General features: G+C 39.4%; 22 protein-coding genes. 19 read left to right on the top strand and 3 right to left on the bottom strand.

The genetic code is table 11. The features are described from left to right. The first annotated feature begins 59 nt into the window (after positions 1-59). From HPC67_RS04000 to HPC67_RS03955, 10 genes are all read left to right on the top strand, one after another. Positions 60-1,241, top strand: coding sequence for a M20 metallopeptidase family protein (locus tag HPC67_RS04000; protein WP_217586129.1), 1,182 nt, complete (start codon positions 60-62; stop codon positions 1,239-1,241). After that, on the top strand, positions 1,238-2,563 hold the full coding sequence (locus HPC67_RS03995; protein WP_217586128.1) for an amidohydrolase: 1,326 nt from the start codon (positions 1,238-1,240) through the stop codon (positions 2,561-2,563). The genes HPC67_RS04000 and HPC67_RS03995 overlap by 4 nt, the downstream gene beginning before the upstream one ends. 4 nt (positions 2,564-2,567) lie before the next feature. After that, positions 2,568-3,818, top strand: a complete 1,251-nt coding sequence (locus tag HPC67_RS03990) for a M20 family metallo-hydrolase (RefSeq protein ID WP_217586127.1) — start codon at positions 2,568-2,570, stop codon at positions 3,816-3,818. After that, positions 3,815-5,122 carry a helix-turn-helix domain-containing protein gene (locus HPC67_RS03985; RefSeq protein WP_217586126.1) on the top strand — a complete coding sequence of 436 codons (1,308 nt, stop codon included), beginning with the start codon at positions 3,815-3,817 and terminating at the stop codon, positions 5,120-5,122. Before HPC67_RS03990 ends, HPC67_RS03985 begins: the two co-directional genes overlap by 4 nt. A 91-nt stretch (positions 5,123-5,213) precedes the next feature. Beyond that, complete coding sequence (locus HPC67_RS03980; RefSeq protein ID WP_217586125.1) at positions 5,214-6,725, top strand: AbgT family transporter; 1,512 nt, start codon at positions 5,214-5,216, stop codon at positions 6,723-6,725. A gap of 232 nt (positions 6,726-6,957) precedes the next feature. Beyond that, complete coding sequence (locus HPC67_RS03975; RefSeq protein ID WP_217586124.1) at positions 6,958-7,218, top strand: metal-sensitive transcriptional regulator; 261 nt, start codon at positions 6,958-6,960, stop codon at positions 7,216-7,218. Between the two features lie 173 nt (positions 7,219-7,391). Next, positions 7,392-7,871, top strand: coding sequence for a DsrE/DsrF/DrsH-like family protein (locus HPC67_RS03970; RefSeq protein WP_217586123.1), 480 nt, complete (start codon positions 7,392-7,394; stop codon positions 7,869-7,871). 98 nt (positions 7,872-7,969) lie between these two features. Continuing rightward, entirely contained in the window at positions 7,970-8,281 is a 312-nt protein-coding gene (locus HPC67_RS03965) for a rhodanese-like domain-containing protein (RefSeq protein ID WP_217586122.1), read from the top strand. A gap of 73 nt (positions 8,282-8,354) precedes the next feature. Beyond that, entirely contained in the window at positions 8,355-8,582 is a 228-nt protein-coding gene (locus HPC67_RS03960) for a sulfurtransferase TusA family protein (RefSeq protein ID WP_217586121.1), read from the top strand. Between the two features lie 94 nt (positions 8,583-8,676). Then, a complete protein-coding gene (locus HPC67_RS03955) occupies positions 8,677-9,036 on the top strand; it encodes a rhodanese-like domain-containing protein (protein ID WP_217586120.1) in 360 nt (119 codons plus the stop codon). A 115-nt stretch (positions 9,037-9,151) separates the two neighbouring features. Here HPC67_RS03955 and HPC67_RS03950 read toward each other — a convergent pair whose 3' ends face one another. Continuing rightward, positions 9,152-11,056, bottom strand: coding sequence for an ABC-F family ATP-binding cassette domain-containing protein (locus HPC67_RS03950; RefSeq protein WP_217586119.1), 1,905 nt, complete (start codon positions 11,054-11,056; stop codon positions 9,152-9,154). A 305-nt stretch (positions 11,057-11,361) separates the two neighbouring features. Here HPC67_RS03950 and HPC67_RS03945 point away from each other — a divergent pair, with 305 nt between their 5' ends. The 7 genes from HPC67_RS03945 (at position 11,362) to HPC67_RS03915 (ending at position 15,000) form a co-directional block, all read left to right on the top strand. After that, positions 11,362-11,979, top strand: a complete 618-nt coding sequence (locus tag HPC67_RS03945) for an NUDIX hydrolase (protein WP_217586118.1) — start codon at positions 11,362-11,364, stop codon at positions 11,977-11,979. Between the two features lie 514 nt (positions 11,980-12,493). After that, positions 12,494-12,685, top strand: a complete 192-nt coding sequence (locus HPC67_RS03940; protein WP_217586117.1) for a hypothetical protein — start codon at positions 12,494-12,496, stop codon at positions 12,683-12,685. Next, positions 12,669-12,893, top strand: coding sequence for a DUF1659 domain-containing protein (locus tag HPC67_RS03935; protein ID WP_217586116.1), 225 nt, complete (start codon positions 12,669-12,671; stop codon positions 12,891-12,893). Before HPC67_RS03940 ends, HPC67_RS03935 begins: the two co-directional genes overlap by 17 nt. Positions 12,894-12,944: 51 nt before the next feature. After that, positions 12,945-13,163: a DUF2922 domain-containing protein gene (locus HPC67_RS03930; protein WP_217586115.1), complete on the top strand. Its 219-nt coding sequence runs from the start codon at positions 12,945-12,947 to the stop codon at positions 13,161-13,163. 130 nt (positions 13,164-13,293) lie between these two features. Beyond that, positions 13,294-13,431, top strand: a complete 138-nt coding sequence (locus HPC67_RS03925; protein ID WP_217586256.1) for a YvrJ family protein — start codon at positions 13,294-13,296, stop codon at positions 13,429-13,431. A 377-nt stretch (positions 13,432-13,808) separates the two neighbouring features. After that, a complete protein-coding gene (locus HPC67_RS03920) occupies positions 13,809-14,126 on the top strand; it encodes a hypothetical protein (RefSeq protein ID WP_217586114.1) in 318 nt (105 codons plus the stop codon). 346 nt (positions 14,127-14,472) lie between these two features. Beyond that, a complete protein-coding gene (locus HPC67_RS03915; protein WP_217586113.1) occupies positions 14,473-15,000 on the top strand; it encodes a hypothetical protein in 528 nt (175 codons plus the stop codon). Between the two features lie 590 nt (positions 15,001-15,590). Here the strand turns inward: HPC67_RS03915 and HPC67_RS03910 are convergent. Continuing rightward, positions 15,591-16,571, bottom strand: a complete 981-nt coding sequence (locus HPC67_RS03910; protein ID WP_217586112.1) for a proline dehydrogenase family protein — start codon at positions 16,569-16,571, stop codon at positions 15,591-15,593. 93 nt (positions 16,572-16,664) lie between these two features. Next, positions 16,665-18,287, bottom strand: coding sequence for a diguanylate cyclase (locus HPC67_RS03905; RefSeq protein ID WP_217586111.1), 1,623 nt, complete (start codon positions 18,285-18,287; stop codon positions 16,665-16,667). A 205-nt stretch (positions 18,288-18,492) separates the two neighbouring features. Here HPC67_RS03905 and HPC67_RS03900 point away from each other — a divergent pair, with 205 nt between their 5' ends. Both HPC67_RS03900 and HPC67_RS03895 read left to right on the top strand, forming a co-directional pair. Beyond that, on the top strand, positions 18,493-18,825 hold the full coding sequence (locus HPC67_RS03900) for a PadR family transcriptional regulator (protein ID WP_217586110.1): 333 nt from the start codon (positions 18,493-18,495) through the stop codon (positions 18,823-18,825). Continuing rightward, positions 18,822-19,457 carry a DUF1700 domain-containing protein gene (locus HPC67_RS03895; RefSeq protein ID WP_217586109.1) on the top strand — a complete coding sequence of 212 codons (636 nt, stop codon included), beginning with the start codon at positions 18,822-18,824 and terminating at the stop codon, positions 19,455-19,457. The genes HPC67_RS03900 and HPC67_RS03895 overlap by 4 nt, the downstream gene beginning before the upstream one ends. Positions 19,458-19,513: the final 56 nt, after the last annotated feature.

The following is a 19,513-nucleotide window of genomic DNA, read 5'->3' as shown; positions in this document are numbered from 1 at the left end:
GACATTTTCCTTAATGTGATGTCTTGGGAATAAACAGGAATAACGTAAGGAGCGGTCGTATGAAAAACATTGACAACATATTAAGTGACTTAATTGCATTTCGCCGAGATTTACATCGATTTCCGGAATTAAGTGGTGAAGAATATGAGACTTCAAAAAAAATACAACAAAAACTAGATGAATACGGTATTCCGTATCAAACAGGCTTTGCTGGAACAGGTGTTTTAGCAATTATTGAAGGCGATCAACCAGGTGCGACAGTTGGCTTAAGAGCTGATATCGACGCGCTACCCATTACTGAAAAAACAGATGAACCGTTTCGATCAACTATTGACGGTAAAATGCACGCCTGCGGACATGATGCACATACCGCAATGCTGTTAGGGGTAGGTCGGCTTTTGATGGCAGATAAGGCAAATATTAAGGGGAAAGTGTTGCTCATTTTTCAGCCAGCAGAAGAGGATTCACCTGTAGGGGGATCAGCTCAAATGATGGCTGATGGCGTATTTGCTGAACACGAACCTGACGTTTTAGTCGCTCAGCATGTATGGCCGAACTTGCCTGTTGGTCAATTTGGTGTTTTGGCTGGGCCGATTATGGGGAATTCAGATCGTTTTCAAATTAAGGTGCAAGGCTCTGGCGGTCATGCCTCTATGCCACATGACACAGTTGATGCACTTGCTGCTGCCAACCAAATTTACACAGCACTGCAGACGATTGTGAGTCGTAATGCGAACCCATTCGATCCGGCTGTTATTACAGTTGGAAAGATGGAGGGTGGCTACCGCTACAATGTTATTGCTGATGAAGTCAACATGGAGGGGACGATTCGGACACAGTCGAACGACATGAAGAAAAAAATTAAGCAACGGTTTCATGAAGTCGTTAACGGCGTTGCCCAATCGATGAATACGTCTGTTGAGATTACGTATTATGATGGCTACCCTGCTACTGTGAACACAGAACAATGGGCAAACCGTGTGAAGCAAACAGCAGCGCAAATGTTTGGGGAAGACAGTGTTCCAGTTGTAACTCCTAGCCTGGGAGGAGAGGATTTTGGGCGTTTTCTTCTTAAATATCCAGGTGTGTATTACTGGCTTGGTTCTTCAATTGGTGAAGGACAAAAACCGTTACACGATCCTTTTTTCAAATTGAATGAAGCAGCTTTGAAAAACGGTGTCATGATGATGAAACAAGTTGCATTAGATATATTAAATGATTTAAAAGGCACGTCCGTATGAAGTATGACACGACCTTTACCGAAGACATTACACCTTATTTAATCAAAAAGAGACGGATGCTCCATGCATATCCAGAGGTTGGTTTTACTGAATATGTGACAACATGGCGCCTCATGGACGCTTTAAAGGATACCGCGTTTACGTTGACTTATGGGACCGATGCGCTTGAAACAAAGGATCGGTATGGTGTTCCAGAGGACCATATCCTAGCTGAAGCTGAACAAAGTGCAAAAAATATCGGTGTTCCCGAAGCCGTTTTAAACAAAATGGCTGGCGGTCATACCGGTTTTGTAGCCCAGCTAGAGACAGGTCAACCAGGTCCACATGTCGCATTGCGTTTTGATATTGATGCCTTGCCAATACATGAGTCAAACTCCCAAGATCATGATCCTACGAAACTTGGCTTTGCTTCTGAACGTCCAGGCGTTATGCACGCCTGTGGCCATGACGGTCATGCCGCAATTGGCCTAGGTGTCGCCAAGTTTATCGATCGCTATAAAGATCAACTTAAAGGGCGCTACACATTGTTATTTCAACCGGCAGAAGAAGGTGGTCGTGGTGCTAAAGCGATGGTTTCAAAAGGATGGCTCGACGACGTTGACCTATTTTTAAGTGGTCATATAGGGATTGTTGATACAGATGCGCGTACGGTAGTAGCTACAACGACAAAATTTTTGGCGAGTACGAAGTTGGACGTGACATTCAAAGGACATTCTGCTCATGCTGGATTAGAACCGAATGCCGGTCAGAATGCCTTGCTTGCAGCTGCGACTGCCGCTTTGCACTTACACGGTATCCCAAGACATAAGGATGGTGCGACGAGAATTAATGTTGGCACGTTGATGGCTGGTTCAGGACGAAATGCGGTTGCTGATACGGCGCATATGTCACTGGAAACACGTGGAGAAACGTCTGAGCTCGATGACTACATGTACAATGAAGCCATTCGTATCATTCAGTCATCAGGTGATATTCACGGTGTAGCAGCACGTACTCAGTTAATGGGAAAAGCAATTACTGGGCGATGTGATGAAGAATGGCAAGACATTATCACGTTAGCAGTTCAAGATGAACCTAGAATTACAAACGTTTTAAAATCAGCCGAAATCGGTGCATCTGAAGATGTTACAGTTATGATGGAACGTGTTCAAGAAAATGGCGGCACAGCGACATTTCTTTTGTTTCCGAGTCCGTTACCTGCTGGTCATCATCATCCAGCATTTAACTTTGATGAACAAGCTCTAAAGACGGCTGTTACAACATTCACACGTGTGATTGCGTATATCAACAACAATGAGGGTTTTAATAGAATAGGAGATTGATATCATGGTCCAGCAGTGGCTCGAGGAGCATATGCTGAAATTGAATCTAGTTGACACTATGAAACAACCGAATGGCTTTACGCGCCTTGGCTATACGATAGAGGAGACGGCTGCGATTGATCAGTTTAAAAACATCGCAGAAAACGATTTAGGCCTCACTGTTTTAGAAGATGTAGCTGGAAATGTAATTGCACGGTGGGAAGGAACTGACCTAGATCAACCTGCTGTTGCAACCGGGTCACATTTAGATACGGTAATTAATGGTGGTGGCTATGATGGCTTGGCGGGCGTACTTTGTGCGCTTGGAGCCATTCGAGTGCTTAAAGATGAAGGGTTTCAGCCTACACATCCAATTGAAATTATCGTTTTCCGTTCTGAAGAATCTGCTCGTTTTGGAATTTCCACGCTTGGTAGCAAGGCGATAAGTGGGTTGTTTGATCCGACTATTGGCAACACATTAGATTCAGATGGGATTTCTATCGAGGCAGCAGTCTCAGCCTGTGGTTACGATTGGAATGACTTTAGTAAAGCAGAGCGACCTCAAGCATCACTAAAAAGCTTTGTCGAGTTGCATATCGAACAAGGTATGCAAATTGAAGAGGCTGGTAAGGACATAGGCGTTGTTGAAGGGATTGCAACACCAATTCGTTTGACGATAGTCGTTAACGGGCAAGCCAGTCACACGGGTACAACACCAATGGACAAACGGAAAGACGCCCTTGTTGCTGTTGCGCCTGTCATCAATTTTGTCCATGAATATACGAAAAACTTAAATAACGTCGAATCTACACCGATTGTTGCAACTGTTAGTACGATGCACTTAGAACCGAATGCGATGAATGTTATACCAGCACGCGTTGAGCTAGGCGTTGATATTCGCAGTGTCTCTGATGCTCTCAAGGAGAATGTTGCAGAAGCGATTAGAAACAAGTGTCATGAACTCGCTCTCACGTATCATGTTGAAATTGGTGTCACAGAATTGGTTAATAACCCATCAGTCCATCTCGATCAATCTCTTGTGAAAAAAATATATGGTATGGGTGAAACGATTGGATTAAAGCCTCATCTTATGAATAGTGGTGCTGGGCATGATGTTATGAACATGGCAGCCAAATGGCCTTCCGGGCTCATATTTATTCCGTGTAAAGATGGTCTCAGTCATCACCCTGACGAGCATGCGTCATTAGCAGATTTAGAAAAAGGTGTCGCCATTTTAAGTGCCTACCTTAAGACAGAGGCGGGTGGCATTCAGTGAAAATCCGCGTCGGCGCTATTGGACCGCGAGATTCAGTAGAGCGTGTTATGGCTTTTGGTCGCACGTATGATGATTTAGATATCAAGCCTTTTATTTATGATTCGACAGAGGATACGGCTGACATTATTCAAACATGTCACGACCGGGTGGACCAGTGGTTTTTTTCAGGTCCTGTTCCATATGATTACGCCCTTCAGAATGGATTAATACAACCACACGAAGGGATATACGCCACACTTCATGGCTCAAGTCTTCTCGGTGTCTTACTCGAGGCCGTGATGCGTAAACAAAAAATGATTCATTCGATAAGCCTCGATTCTATCGATGATACACAGCTTGATGTCATTAAGACGTGTCCAGGTTTGGACCAAATGACGATCCATCAGTATGACAAAACAGGCTATATACCGAGTGATCACCTCGTTCTGTTCCATGAAACATGTTATAAACAACAAAAGACAGACATCGCTGTTACGTGCATTAACAGCGTTTATCACAAGCTTAAAGAAAAAAACATCCCCGTATTCAGAGTTGTTCCATCTGAGCTGTCAGTCCGTCTAGCGATTGATTATTTAAGACAACGCGCCCAAAAACTGTCTTATCGAAAAAAACAGCTCGTCATGATTGGATTTGAAGTCATTTATCCATCAACAATTGAAGACGGATTTATACCTTATAAAATACAACACTCTGAGCTTGAATTACACCACGTTTTACTGCAGGTGGCTGAAAAAGTTCATGGGTCACTTGCAAAAATAGGTAATGGCAAATATATCATTTACACAACGCGTGGAGATGTTGATTTCTATCAAACTGAACATTCAATTGAAGATCTTGCTGAGCATATTCGAGTGCAAAGCAACTTAGGTGTTCGAATCGGTATTGGATATGGCCAAACGGTTCTAGAAGCTGATGAGCATGTTCATATTGCTTTTGACTATGCGCGTCAAGATGATCGTCATAACTTGATCGTTGTTAATGAAGAAAAGGAGGTGATAGAGCTTAGAGACCAAAGCGAGAACATCTTGTACCAACAGCGTTTTTCTCATGAAAAATGGGGTGAAACGTTTGAGGACCTTAAAGTAAGTGCTGCTCAGGCAAAGAGAGTCTATACGTTGGCACAGCATCACGAAAAAGACGAAATAACTGCACAGGAGCTTGCAAACTGGCTCCAGAGTACAGAACGCAACGCAAGACGTATTTTACAGGAGCTTGAACGTGCAAAGCTTGCGAAAGTTGTCGGTGAAGAATCAGGACAACGTGGCAGGCCAAGACGTGTGTATCAGTTGCTAGATGTGTTTTAACAGCACGATTATACAAGGAGAGCTGTTTTGATTAACGCTTCAGCCTCTTGTATAACATCATATAGAAAAAATCATATAGGGAGTTGAATCTATGGCAAAACAGAATCAAACAGAGAACAAAGGTTTTTTAGGTGCTATTGAGCGCGTAGGAAACAAATTACCGAATCCATTCTTTATTTTTGTTTACTTGGCATTGTTTATCATTTTAATATCGTGGCTCGTTAGCAGCCTTGGTGCGACCGTGGTTCATCCAGGTACGAAGGAAGAATTAGCGATCCGTAGTCTTGTTTCCGGAGAAGGCCTTCGTTACATACTCGGATCAATGCTTGATAACTTTACTGGCTTTAAACCACTCGGTCTCGTATTAGTGATGATGCTCGGGGTTGGAATTGCTGATAAAGTAGGACTTTTGGAAACAGCGATTAAAAAATCAATTTTAAATGCTCCAAAACCACTTGTCACATATGCTGTTATCTTTATTGGGATCTTAGGAAACCTTGCTTCTGATGCAGCTTTTGTCCTTGTTCCACCACTTGCAGCTATGGTCTTTTATACGGTTGGTCGCCATCCGCTAGCTGGTTTGGCAGCTGGTTTTGCTGGAACAGGTGCTGGCTTTACAGCGAACATGATTCCGGCTGGAACAGATGCGCTTTTAGCTGGAATTACAACAGAAGCGATCAAACCAATTGATGCAACGATTAATGTAACGCCGGTTGATAACTACTTCTTTATGATCGTATCGGTTATCGTATTGTCAACTGTAGGTGCGCTCATCACGGAAAAGATTATCGAACCTCGTTTAGGAAAATATAAAGGTGACCTTGAGGACTCTTTTGAGGATGTAACCCCACTAGAATTACGGGGATTGAAAAATGCAGTAATTGCAGGTCTCGTGTTTTTGGCCATTTTGGCTATCGGCTTGTTTTGGCCTGATTCACCGCTTCGTAGTGATGAAGGAACGATTGTGCCTTCGCCGTTTTTAAGCGGTATTGTGCCAATCTTGTTACTATTCTTCATTACGCTCGGTGTGACGTATGGTATTACCGTTAAAAAGATACAGAACTCCAATGATGTGCCTAAATATATGGGTGAAGCAATGAAGGATCTCTCAGGCTATATTGTACTGATTTTTGCCGCAGCCCAATTCATCAATTATTTTAATTGGACCAATCTCGGAACATGGGTTGCCGTCAACAGTGCCGAATTTTTAGAAGGTATTGGTTTAACTGGCATCACTGTTATTATCGGCTTCGTTTTGTTAACAGCCTTCTTGAATTTGATCATCTTTAGTGGGTCAGCTCAATGGGCGCTAGAAGCCCCAATTTTTATCCCGATGTTTTATTTACTCGGCTACAACCCTGCTTTTATACAAGCAGCTTATCGGATTGCTGATTCATCGACGAATATTATTACACCGTTAAACCCTTATATTCTTATCATTCTTGCTTACATGCGCAAGTATGATAAAAATGCAGGGATGGGGACACTAATCTCATTAATGTTACCATACAGTCTTATCTTCCTTGGAACGTGGATCATACTGTTGCTCATTTTTGTCCTAGCTGGTATTCCATTCGGACCAGGGGTCGGTGTCTACTTGTAAAAATATAAGGTAAAAAAATGAGCTGTTCCTACTTCCGTGTAGGGCAGTTCATTTTTTAAAATGTTGACAATATACCCCTGGTGGTATATTATGATGGAAGAATGAATAACATACAGGATATACATGTATTAATAAATGGACGTTGACATGATGGAAGCTAATCATTAGTATTGAACTATACAATGATCTAGCGTATATTATTGCTAGAATATTGTTTTTGAGAGGTGAAAACATGAAATACGATAAGGACGTAAGAAATCGAATAAAACGTATAGAGGGCCAGGTTAGAGGGCTTTTAAAAATGATGGAAGACGATAAGGAATGTCGTGATGTAGTCACACAAATGTCTGCTGTTCGGAGCGCAATTGACCGTACTGCCGCATTGGTTGTTTCGAAAAACCTTGAACAATGTATTCGAAACGAAAAACAAAGTGGTCAGTCATCAGATGAGATGATTAAAGAAGCGGTTAATCTCCTTGTGAAAAGCAGATAGTTGATCTATAGGAGTATCATGCTTCGTCCATCTATTCCATTGTCTTAAATAAATGTGTTGACATTTGTAAAAAATGCCTTTATGATAACAAAAGATTGAGTCATCTAGTTGGCTCTATTTTTTATCACAATATAATACCCCTATGCGTATAGGGGCGGGGAAGGGGAACTGAATTGAGCACTAAAAAGAAAACAACAATTGTATTATTTAGTGGTGAATATGATAAAGCCATGGCTGCGTACATTATTGCAAATGGTGCAGCAGCATATGATCATGAAGTCACTATTTTTCATACGTTTTGGGGATTAAACGCGTTAAGAAAAGCTGAGCACGTACCAGTGAAAAAAGGTTTTATGGAAAAGCTTTTTGGGAAAATGATGCCTAGAGGCGCCGATAAAATGGGCTTATCTAACATGAATTATCTCGGTATGGGCCCAAAGATGATCAAAGACGTGATTAAAAAGCATAATGCGATGCCACTGCCACAATTAGTCGAAATGGCTCAAGAGTTAGATGTTAAATTAACAGCTTGTACAATGACAATGGATCTACTTGGACTTCAAAAAGAAGAATTACTTGATGGCATTGAGTATGGTGGGGTAGCAGCCTATATCGGTGATGCCGAAGATGGAAATGTAAGCTTATTTATTTGATTTTTTTTACGCATCTATATACCCTTATAGGTATTTAGATGGGTGGATAAAACATAATAATAAACAATATAAATAGACAATTGAAAGGAGATCAACTCATGAAAGAAATAACAACAAAAGAATTGGCACAAAAGCGACAGTCTGATGCAAGCTTAAGTATTATTGATGTGAGAGAAGACGAGGAGGTTGCTGAAGGAATGATTCCTGGTGCAACACACATCCCTATGGGGGACGTTCCTCAACGTCTAAATGAAATTGATAAAGCAACAACACATCATATCGTATGTCGATCAGGAGGCCGTAGTGGGCGTGTATGTCTCTTTTTAAACGAGCAAGGCTATGATGTCGTTAATATCGCAGGTGGCATGCTTGATTGGGAAGAAGAGACGGAACCAAAAACGTCAAACTAAGGATTTTAAAAAGAAACTTGAACGTTTGAAAGTATTATCAAAAATTAATTAAACTATATAAGGAGAGATAATGATGGAAGCTACAAAAGTATTAGATGCAAAGGGATTGGCATGCCCAATGCCGATCGTTAGAACGAAAAAGGCAATGGAAGAATTGAACTCAGGTGACGTATTAGAAATTCATGCAACTGATAAAGGTTCAAAAAGTGATCTGACAGCTTGGGTAAAATCAGGTGGACACACAATGTTGAAAGAAGCCGAAGAAGGCGACGTATTCAAATTTTGGATTCAAAAAGCTTAACATAAAAGCCCCATCGTTGGGGCTTTCTATTTGGTTACTCGACAGGATATATAGAATAGAAGTCGTTGATCTTATGTAATAGGAGATGATAGATATGGAGATCATTCAATGGGTGATTATCATCCTGGGTATTGTGTTTATTGCAACACGCTTCATGCCAGTGAAGGGGATTACTCATATCACCGGGCAGGACGCAAAAAAGAAGCAGAAAAACAAAAATGTTCAATTTATCGACGTTCGAACACCTGGTGAATACCGTTCTAATCATCATAAACCATTTAAAAACATCCCATTAGCTGAACTATCAAAAAGAATAAATGAACTTGATAAAGAAAAGGACGTCATTGTAATTTGCCAAAGTGGTATGCGCAGCATGAAAGCCGCTAAAGTACTTAAGAAAAACGGTTTTCAGCATGTCTTTAACGTTCAAGGTGGCATGGGCGCGTGGCGTTAAGCTAATCGGGGCACCTTTAATAGGTCGCTTTAATTTTTAAAAACAGCACGTACTGAGCAAAAAACACTTCAGTTCGCGCTGTTTTTGTATGGAATGAAATGCGAATCCTTAATCGTTAACCTTCACGTTTTAATGCTTCTACAAGCAGGGATAGTTCTTCCCAGCGTGTCATTTTATCTTCCAACTGTTGTTCGGCTTCTTGCTGCATTTGGAAAAGCTCTTGTGCTTTTTCTGCATCGCTACCCGCCTCATTAATGTCAGACTGCAGTTGATCGATTGTTTCTTCTAATGCGGTAATGTCATCTTCAATAACATCCCATTCTTTTTGCTCATGATAAGACAACTTTGTTTTTGATTTCTTTCGCCTTACTGGTTCCTTCGTTGTATCATTCGAGCTCGTCTCGATCTTCGTACTGGTTTTTATTTCATCATTCGACTGTGTTTCTACATACGCGCTATACGTTCCAATGAAACGAGTAATTTGGCCATTATCTTTAAAAATAATGAGTCGATCAATGACACGATCGAGAAAATAACGATCGTGTGAAACGGTTATGACGACACCTGGAAAATGTTCTAGATAATGCTCGAGGACACTGAGTGTTTGTGTGTCTAAGTCGTTTGTCGGTTCATCTAAGAATAGCACGTTTGGCTCATGCATCAATATCTTTAGTAAATACAAGCGCCTTCGCTCGCCACCTGATAATCTACGTATATATGTCCATTGCTGAGCGCGCGAAAACAAAAATCGTTCTAGCATTTGTTCAGCAGTAATGACGGTGCCTTCACTCGTATGGATGACTTCAGCTACGTCTTTAATATAGTCGATAATGCGTTGGTCCCCATCTAACTCTTCTTCGCCTTGTGTATAATAACCGATTTTCACAGTTGAACCGATGTCAATACTGCCTGAATCAGGTTGCACACGCTGCGCCATCATATTTAATAATGTCGTTTTTCCAGAGCCGTTTGGTCCAATAATACCGATACGGTCATAAGGTATAATTAATTCGCTGAAGTCTTTGAGCAAAACATTGTCGTTATAGGCTTTTGAAATATCGGTCATTTCAATTACCTTTTTACCAAGGCGACTAGAGCCTGTTTGAAATGTGACCTGTTGTGAATCCGTATTGAACGTTTTTTTCTGTAAGTCAGCAATTCTATCTTTACGGGCTTTTTGCTTTGTTGAACGTGCTTTGGCGCCACGTTTGAGCCATTCCAATTCTCGTCTTAACGTATTCTGATGCTTAGTTTCATTTTGGATTTCTAAAGCTTCTCGTTCCGCTTTTTTTTCAAGAAATATTTCGTAGTTGCCTTCGTACGTATAAAGCTGACCATTGTCGAGTTCAAAAATCCGGCTCGTAACTCGATTTAAAAAGTATCGATCGTGAGTGACAAGCAGAAGTGAGCCAGAATAGTGTTGTAAATAATGCTCTAGCCACTGGACCGTCATGTTATCAAGATGGTTTGTCGGTTCATCAAGTATGAGCAAGTCAGCCGGCTGAATGAGTGCCTTAGCAATGGCAATACGTTTCTTTTGTCCACCTGAAAGCTGTGTGATTGGTTTGTGGAAATCAGTAATGCCAAGCTTTGTTAAAATTGTTTTAGCTTGTGTGTTCGCTTCCCAGGCATCCATCTCATCCATTTCCTGCTGGCGCTTAAGCAATGTTGTTTGAGCTGTAGCATTATTTGGATCATTTTGGAGCGCTATGAGTGCATGCTCATATCGGCGCATTAATGTCATTATTTCAGAATCACCATAGTAAATTTGTTCAATGACACTTAATGAAGGATCAAGTGTTACTTCTTGAGGCAAATACTCAATATGGTAATCACCTGGTGTTTTAATGTGCCCTTTTTCCGGTTTTTCAACGCCAGCAATTGCTTTCAGTAAGCTGGACTTTCCTGTACCGTTCACACCGATTAATCCGATACGTTCTTTATCTCCAATAATAAATGAAATGTTATTAAACAATACTTTCTCACCAAATGATTGGTATAAATGATCGATAGTGAGCACATAAATCCCTGCTTTCTTACACGAATGTACATTTTAAGAGCTGTAAGTCTATGTTAATATCATAATGATTAACCAGTCAAATGGCAATCTAAGGCTAAAATTGCTATGACAAAGAGTGTAAACAATTGTGCAAGAACTTAATATTGTGTTCATGATAACCCGAGGATACCTTGAAAACGCTAGGGCGGTTGCGCAACATATTCATTAATTGTTTGATCTTTCAATAGAATAGCTATAACCTCATTAACTTGCAGTGCTATTTATCGTATACTAGTATGATAGCATAAGCTAATGGAGGTAATAAGTTGAGTCCAGAAGATATCATTCAAAGGCTACTATATCATACACCAACAATACTCGGACAAGAAGATTATCGTGAATACGGCATCCTCATACCAATCACCAATGTAGATGGGGAAGCTCATTTATTGTTTGAAGTACGTGCATTAAATATGCGGAGCCAGCCAGGGGATGTGTGTTTTCCAGGGGGCAGACTTGAAAAGATAGATGCAAATGCTCAAGCATGTGCTGTTAGAGAAACGTGTGAAGAATTAGGCATATCAGCTTCTCACATCAAACACGTTCAGGCATTAGGGTATTTTATTTCGGAAGGGCGCATGATTCACCTTTTTACTGGTTTTGTCCAAGATTTGTCCGTCATCCGTCCAAATCAAGCGGAAGTAGATCATGTTTTTACAGTGCCACTCACGTTTTTCCAAGAAACAATACCAGATCTATATCAAGTCGCATTTGAGCCGATTCCTGAGAAAAATTTTCCCTTTGATTTAATCCAAGGTGGAGAAAATTATAACTGGCATAAGCGTCATCTTGATGAACTGTTTTATCAGTATGAAGACCGCGTGATTTGGGGATTAACTGCTTATATAGTAACGCGGTTTATGAAGATTATTTCATCGAATTAACTCATGATCGTCATTATATCTTAAGAAGAGGCTGACTATATAGTCAATAGTTATTGCGAAAAAAGCGAGTATTTCATTCTTATAAATTTGGGTATGACAACTAAGTTTAATGATTTAGGAGTCTTATATTAAGTACTAGGAGTTAGCTGCTCCCGGAAGATGCACACACTTAGTTACCTGAAACGGAAGGTGGCGACTCCAGCGGGAACAGCACGAGTCCGAAGACCCCGCAGAGGTGGTCTTCCTCGAGGAGGCTGAGGCCGTGCCCGCGGAAAGCGTCCGCCTGCAGTGAAAGGTAACGGAGTTATAGTTGAATGTATGTTAAAAAATCACTTAGAATAGATTAAAATTAATGCCTAAATATACTATAAGAGGAGATAGCTTACAAGGCTGGGACAACTGGAAGTTTAACCATATACACGAACAATGCTCAATCTAGTTCCGGACATATACAGAAGATGTTTGCGGTAGAAAATAGGCAAGACACCGCAGTACAGTAGGCGTAAAATACGCAATGTATATGTCCGGAGCGATCGTTGTCGTATTGTTCGGATTTTCAATTTGGTTAAACATCTTTGTCCCAGCTTATTTGTTGTGGGGAAAATTACGCAATCGTATTTTATTATTAAAAGCCGATGCCCCTTTTTTCATCTTCTACTCGAATGTAGTGGTGAAAGGAGGTGACATATATGGCAATCGCAGATAAAGTCAACTCTTCGTTGCAGCTCGTTCTTTATGATGGTGATGACTTAGTGACAGGAGAACCGATTTATAAAACGAAAACCTTCAATAACATTAAAACGAGTGCAACTGCGGATCAGCTGTTTGCTATTGCAAACGCACTGGTTGTCTTGCAGCAAAGACCGTTAACGAACATTGAACGTCGAGACACATCGAACATCCGTCAAGCTTAAAGGACCACTAAAAAGGATTCATTAAGAATCTGACAAGGAGGGGGTGATTGTATGAAGAAATTAGAATTGAAATTTATGAACGAAGAAGGAAAAACCGTAACGTATACACTTGATAAACCAGTTGAACCTGTCAATGCATCAGAGGTTAATCAAGCTATGGATGAAATTATTGTCCAGAACGCATTCACATCAACAGGTGGTAATATTGTTGAAAAAAAGAGCGCCCGCCTTGTAGAGCGCATTGTCGAGGATATTGAACTCGGCCTATAATGTTAACATGATTTAGTCGAACATGTTATTCAGAACAACCATGGTGGAGGGACTGCATGTGATATGCGACCTGACATCATGGTTGTTTTAATGAATACGTCAAATTAAAATGCTGGGAGGTCTGAACATGATGGAGCATTGGGTATCATTTGTCACTGAGGTCGGTTTTCCAATTGCAGTGACATTTTATCTCCTGCACCGAATTGAAGGCAAGCTTAACATTCTTATTGCATCAATTCATGCAATTCCAGATAAGCTGAATCGTTAAATCCAAGCAGTACTGTAGACTAGGCTAGGGCAAAGGCGACTATACCTAAAAGATGAACAATCCTCGGTTGAGGTTAACGGAGTATATTGTTTGTCTAACGTTAATCATTTTACGTTTTTGCCCTAGTTTTTTCGTTTTATCTTAGAGCTCATCGGATTTAACGTCATCGGCACAAGTCGAAAAATGTCGCATGGTTTGCGATTTTTTTCACAAAAACGACTATTTTTGTGAAAGCACACTCATTTTTAAGGACTTATGCGAAATATGCTTTGTTTTATGGCTATATGTGTCGAACCGGTGCTCAATTTTTGAAAAATGATGTTAGGCCTTTAGTCTTGTTTATGATATACATGAAGGCAAGAGAAAGGAGGTGTGACATGTCCCGATTACTAATAAAGCAAACTTTAGATGAGCAAATCTTAAATATTCATGTCGAACATCAATTGAGGTCCATGAATACTAAACTGAACACGCTTCAAGATCGCCTCGATGAACTAGAAAACAAAATAACACATCAAGATAGATTCCTCACTCAGCTGCAAATCAAATCCCACCAACAAGAGGAATTTATTGCCCAACTCATTAATATGGTTGCCTCAACCAATTCAAAAGTTACACAGTTGTTTGACTCAGTACCGACTCACCAAACGTTCACGACCATGATAAACAATAGATTAAATGGATTGTTACCTTAAAGTCAATTATGTGTTTGTCGGTACGATCGCTTTGCATATCTAGGCACTTGTATCCCCTCATGCCTTAAAAGCGGATTGTCACGCACAAAAAGTGTGATACCGGCAGTACGCCCGCGTTTTATGCAGCCCCGCTTCAGATTCTACATTTATAAAAAGAGTAGTTTATCCTCGAACTACTCTTTTGTGCTTTTTAATATTATGGCGCTGTTAAAGTGATTAAAGGTAATTTTACAAAATTTCTAAATGTATGATACACTTAGGTTATCTAGATTCACGATATAAACATACTGCTTGTTCAACTAACGAAACAGGATACTTGAATACGCTATTATATTGGGGGATGGTTATGAGGTTATTTTTTCTACTATTTATTATACTTGCAATGACTTTAGGAGGATGTTCATCAGCTACACTATTTGATGCGATAGAGAAGAATGGTAGAGAGAATGTTGAAATATTATTCCAAGACGATACCGACAATGTTGTCCTCTTTTTAAGTGAAGATTATGCAGGGAACCCAATGTTAAGTTTAAATACTTTTTTAAAGGAAAAATCAGGGTATAAATATGACTCAGGGACTGGAGAACACGCTCAAAGTTTAGATTTATCAAATAAATATGAAATTATTAAAGTTACTTCAGTTGGAAGAAACTCATTTGGTGCATTATGGGGAGGTGTTTTTAATTATCCCAACGCTAAAACAGTTAGTTATTCTCTAAAAGATGAAGATGGTAATGTTATATATAATTCCAATGTTAAAATAACAAAAACAAATATAGTTTATGAAAAATTACCCCAACACTTATATGAACAGACCCAATCTCTTCATTATAAAATTTTAGACGATAAAAATAATGTGATAGTTGAATGGTAATATAAAGGAGTGCATATCGTTTAATAAGCCAATATTATAAAAAAGGAACACTGGAAGTCCAGTGCTCGAATGATTCAAAAGCAAGAGCTTCACTCATTATCGCGGTGGGCGGTTTTGGCGATATTTTTTATCGTCCTTCATATCATTTAGTTCTTCTTTACTTTTATTTTTTTTCTTTTTACCTTTGCTCATCATAACCCTCCTTCTAAGTCTATTATGGTTAGTATGTTGTGGGGGATATGATTTATCCATTCTTAATCCATTTTTGTACGAAGATGTGAAATATGCTACGAGACGAATTGGTTGGGACATAACTTATTAATTATTAACGCAAAAGACGGATAATGCTCAACATTAGCTCCGGAAATATACGTAGACTCCGGCGGGAGGAGAGGCCTAGGCGAGACCCCGCAGTGCGTGGGGAAGGAAGGCTAAAATCGCGACGTCCTGTCGCAACGCCTTCATGACCAACTTCCTGTTGGCCCGAGGCTCACCAGCCGCCCGCGGAAAGCGTAGTATATTTCCGGAGCGGTGGTATTGTTCGTATTTCCATTCAGTAAAATTTTTTTGTCCCAGATTCTTCGCTATAATTATTTTGCTTTTTTACGTTTCACGAGCTTACCTAGCATTAAGGCACCAGCAACAATTGCCAACGCTGTGTTCGTTTTTTTATTAAATACTTGCTTTGTGATTAAATTTAAATTTTGTGGGCGCTCAGCCAGTCGGCGCATAAAATATCCGTACCAATCGTTTCCAAAAGGCACATATGTACAGAAAAGATAGCCTTCGTTAGCGAGTTGCAGCTGCATATCCTTACGAAAGCCATAAAGCATTTGAAATTCAAACTTATCCTTAGGTATATTGTTTTCTTCTACAAATTGCTTCACATGGTTAATAATATGATGATCGTGTGTTCCAATAGAGGTGAATTGACCACTCAATAAATGATATTCGATTAACTTAAGATAGTTTTTATCAATTTGCTTTTTGTTTTGCCAAGCAACATCGGAGGATTCTTTATAGGCTCCTTTTACGATTCGAAGCCGCTTGTCCTTATAGGTTTGAATCAAGTCGACAGAATCAAAGAAATAGGCTTGGATGACAGTACCGATATTATCATATTGTGCAGCCAGTGTATCAAATATATCAAAAGATGGCTGCAAGTGACCATAGTCCTCCATATCCATATTAATAAATATATTATACTCATGCGCTTTTGCAACAATTTCCTTTAAGTTATTTAAGCAAAACTCATAATCAATATCTAGTCCGAGCTGTGTTGGTTTCAACGAAATATGTGCATCAACATCATGCTCATGGATCGCTTCTAGCACAAGCAAAATCTGCTTTTTTGCTGCAATGGCTTCTGATTCTTCACATACGAATTCACCAAGATTATCAACGGTTGCCGATATGCCTTGTGCATTAAGTGATTTAACGCTTTCAATCATTTCCGGAATGTCTGTTCCAGCAACAACCGATTGAGCCCCTAGCTTGAAACCATATTTTTGAGCCAGTTTATTTAAGGCTTGGTTTTGAGAAAGTCCCATAAATACATTTTTTAACCACATAATTCAGCCCTCTTTTTATCTTAGTTTTAACACTATTATATCAGATTGAATAGTCTAATGTGTATAAAAAGTATTAATGGTAACGTTTTCTTGCTAAGTGAACAAAATATTTTGAATGAGTCGTTCTATTCTTGTTTTGATGTTTGATAGACTAAAAGGCTTTAAAAAATAATCGTCTGCTCCTAGTTTTAAAGCATCAATGATCGTTGATTCGGCAGGGTGCTCGGACATCATCGCTATAACAATACGGTCGTCAGGATAATCCTGTCTTACCTTGCTTAATATATCAAATTTAAAATCTTCGTTAAGATTATCATCTAAAAGAATCATATATTTATCGTCTTGTGTATACCATGATGAATCAAGAAACAGATGTCCATCTTCATAGCATTCCACTTTAATGACGATTCCTGTTCCAAGGTCTATTTGCTTTACTATACTTCTAAATAAACTTCTAATCATTGGATCCGAATCAACAATGATAAAGCGTAATGTTTGAACAATTGATTGGCTATTAAAAAAATTATAAGTAGAGACTTGGTTTCTTCCCGATGATTTACTAAAATAAAGTGCGTGATCAGCGTTCTCTAATAAATGTGCAGGCCCCGTGTGGTCTTCAGTAACTTCACATATACCACCTGAAAATGTAACATTAAATGTTTCGTCCAGACATACAAATGTTTCCCAGCTAAATGCCCGCCGAATCCGCTCTAAAACTGCTTTGGCTTGTTTAGCATCTGTATCAGGGAACAAAATAACAAATTCTTCACCGCCATAACGAAAAAGTTCTCCTGTTTCCCTTGTCATTTGATGGATCATGTTTGCAAGTTGTTTCAAAACATCATCACCTACAAGGTGCCCGTATGTATCGTTGACACGTTTGAAGTGATCAATGTCAATAATGGCAATTGTAAAAGGGCGCTTGTGACGCTTATATGTGTTAAATGTATTTTTAAGAATGTGATTCATGTGCTTTCGAGTATACGCATTCGTCAGTTCGTCCACGTGAATGGAGTTTTGTATATGTTTGCTCAAATCAAGTCTATTAATAATATACGGTATAATTAAATCCATTTTGACCGGTTTTGCAATAAAATCAGTAGCGCCCATTGTAAACGTAAGCTGTCTCTGTTCAATTGTATCGTTTTCACTCATAACAGCGATCGGAATAAGTGTTTTTTTAGCTGCACTAATCATCTTTTCAAGAACGATCGTATGGTGTTTTTTCGAAAAATTAATGTCAATAAGAACAAGATTAGGTCGCATCGTATAAAATTGCTCAAGTCCTTTTGCCCAAGTAAAGGCAACGAGGACATGAAAACCGTGCTTTTCAAGGTGGTCTTTCATATAGCTTGTAAAATGAGTATCTTCATCAATAATGAGAATTAAATGATCTGCCACAATAGATGAATGAGGTAAATAAGGCATGCTCATGCTGTCATTAAAAGGAGTATCCATCAATAGTTCAGTCAGTAATTCAAATGCTTCATTAAATTTCCATATACGACTGCTATGTTCATCAAGCTGTTTGAGTTTGGCAGCGGATATTTCCATAAAGTCTTCGAGTCCTTCTGTTTCAGCTACTTCATAAATTGATTGCAGAAAAGAATAGAGTTCACCCTCAGGTAGGATGTGACGCTGCTTCCAGCTTAATAGGGTCATCTTTATTTTTGCTATGAGTACATTTTCACGTGAGTGAATTTTAGCTGTTTCCAATTTTGAACCCCCTTTTTAGATGAACATGTGTTGCTTATCTTAATTTTAACACAAAAAGGGACTTTAGACCTACTTGTATTTAGAGAACATGCATTGATCAGCAAATAATATGGAATTATAGATAACCGATCTCATATAAGATGTTTACAAGTATCTTTGTATTGGATATAATACACATACCTATAATATCTAGGTAGGTGATGATATGTTTAATCGCGAACTTGTAAAAGGCAGCACGTCACTGCTTGTTCTTCAGTTATTAAATGAACGTGATATGTACGGCTATGAGCTTGTGAAGGAAATGGATCGGCGTAGTGAGCATCACTTGCAAATGAAAGAAGGTACGCTCTATCCTGCCTTACACAAACTGGAAAAGCAGGCATACGTTGAGCACTATTGGAAGGAGCAGCCAAAGGGGCCGGCACGAAAATATTATCGCATTACGCCTGAAGGTGAGCTCATTCTTGAAGAACGTACGAATGAATGGTATCGCTATGTAAAGATGATGAACAATTTGATTGGAAGAAGTGAGTCATGACAAATGAGAAGGACGCGTTTCTTCGAGAATTGGAAAAGGCTATTCGTCATCATCCGAACAAAGTCGCCATTATGAAAGAATATGAAACACATGTCCAAGAGGCCCTTAATGAAGGACGATTTGACGAACACCATGCTTATCAGTTTTTAGTCGATACGCTTGGGACGCCAAAGGAAATAGCAGACGCTTGGAAAGCAGACGCTCAATTAACACCTAGAAAAATGCAATGGTTGTTTGTTCTGTTAAATGTAGCCCTTTTTATAGGTGGCGGATTGTTAACGTTAAGCTATAATGTGTTTCATTGGCAATGGATATCGATCATTTGGTCGATATTGACAGATATGGCGTCAATCGTTATGACGATTTATATATTGTTTTGGGGCTTATTAGGTTATGAGATTGGCCGAGAATTTGGCCATAGTGGACGCAAGCTTCTTAAGAGAACGTTTTTATTGTCTATAGTACCAAATGTTATATTTATGTATTTGATTATTTTCAAGGTGATTCCACATAATTGGTTTGAACCACTGTTAAATGTATCTTTTATTTTACTTTGTGTCGTATTGACAGCTGGTCTGTATCCGGTATCTTTATTAGGGTATAAATGGGGCAAGAAAGCGTCGGTATCATAGACAGAAGTCATTTATTGTGAAAGAAAGGTGATTTCTGCTTATATACATAGAAATTC

Origin of the sequence: Lentibacillus saliphilus (assembly GCF_019093865.1) — a bacterium.
In the GTDB taxonomy this organism is placed as follows: domain Bacteria; phylum Bacillota; class Bacilli; order Bacillales; family Amphibacillaceae; genus Lentibacillus_B; species Lentibacillus_B saliphilus.
Note: the sequence above shows the minus strand (reverse complement) of the source record. Positions and strands in the feature narration are given on the sequence as shown.

Bases quoted from the DNA above. Each gene is read 5' to 3' on its own strand.
- HPC67_RS03930 (WP_217586115.1), top strand. From the start codon at position 12,945: ATGAAGAAATTAGAATTGAAATTTATGAACGAAGAAGGAAAAACCGTA.
- HPC67_RS03935 (WP_217586116.1), top strand. From the start codon at position 12,669: ATGGCAATCGCAGATAAAGTCAACTCTTCGTTGCAGCTCGTTCTTTAT.
- HPC67_RS03975 (WP_217586124.1), top strand. From the start codon at position 6,958: ATGAAATACGATAAGGACGTAAGAAATCGAATAAAACGTATAGAGGGC.
- HPC67_RS03915 (WP_217586113.1), top strand. From the start codon at position 14,473: ATGAGGTTATTTTTTCTACTATTTATTATACTTGCAATGACTTTAGGA.
- HPC67_RS03920 (WP_217586114.1), top strand. From the start codon at position 13,809: ATGTCCCGATTACTAATAAAGCAAACTTTAGATGAGCAAATCTTAAAT.
- HPC67_RS03965 (WP_217586122.1), top strand. From the start codon at position 7,970: ATGAAAGAAATAACAACAAAAGAATTGGCACAAAAGCGACAGTCTGAT.
- HPC67_RS04000 (WP_217586129.1), top strand. From the start codon at position 60: ATGAAAAACATTGACAACATATTAAGTGACTTAATTGCATTTCGCCGA.
- HPC67_RS03995 (WP_217586128.1), top strand. From the start codon at position 1,238: ATGAAGTATGACACGACCTTTACCGAAGACATTACACCTTATTTAATC.
- HPC67_RS03990 (WP_217586127.1), top strand. From the start codon at position 2,568: ATGGTCCAGCAGTGGCTCGAGGAGCATATGCTGAAATTGAATCTAGTT.
- HPC67_RS03940 (WP_217586117.1), top strand. From the start codon at position 12,494: ATGTATATGTCCGGAGCGATCGTTGTCGTATTGTTCGGATTTTCAATT.
- HPC67_RS03910 (WP_217586112.1), bottom strand. From the start codon at position 16,571: ATGTGGTTAAAAAATGTATTTATGGGACTTTCTCAAAACCAAGCCTTA.
- HPC67_RS03980 (WP_217586125.1), top strand. From the start codon at position 5,214: ATGGCAAAACAGAATCAAACAGAGAACAAAGGTTTTTTAGGTGCTATT.
- HPC67_RS03925 (WP_217586256.1), top strand. From the start codon at position 13,294: ATGGAGCATTGGGTATCATTTGTCACTGAGGTCGGTTTTCCAATTGCA.
- HPC67_RS03895 (WP_217586109.1), top strand. From the start codon at position 18,822: ATGACAAATGAGAAGGACGCGTTTCTTCGAGAATTGGAAAAGGCTATT.
- HPC67_RS03955 (WP_217586120.1), top strand. From the start codon at position 8,677: ATGGAGATCATTCAATGGGTGATTATCATCCTGGGTATTGTGTTTATT.
- HPC67_RS03960 (WP_217586121.1), top strand. From the start codon at position 8,355: ATGGAAGCTACAAAAGTATTAGATGCAAAGGGATTGGCATGCCCAATG.
- HPC67_RS03900 (WP_217586110.1), top strand. From the start codon at position 18,493: ATGTTTAATCGCGAACTTGTAAAAGGCAGCACGTCACTGCTTGTTCTT.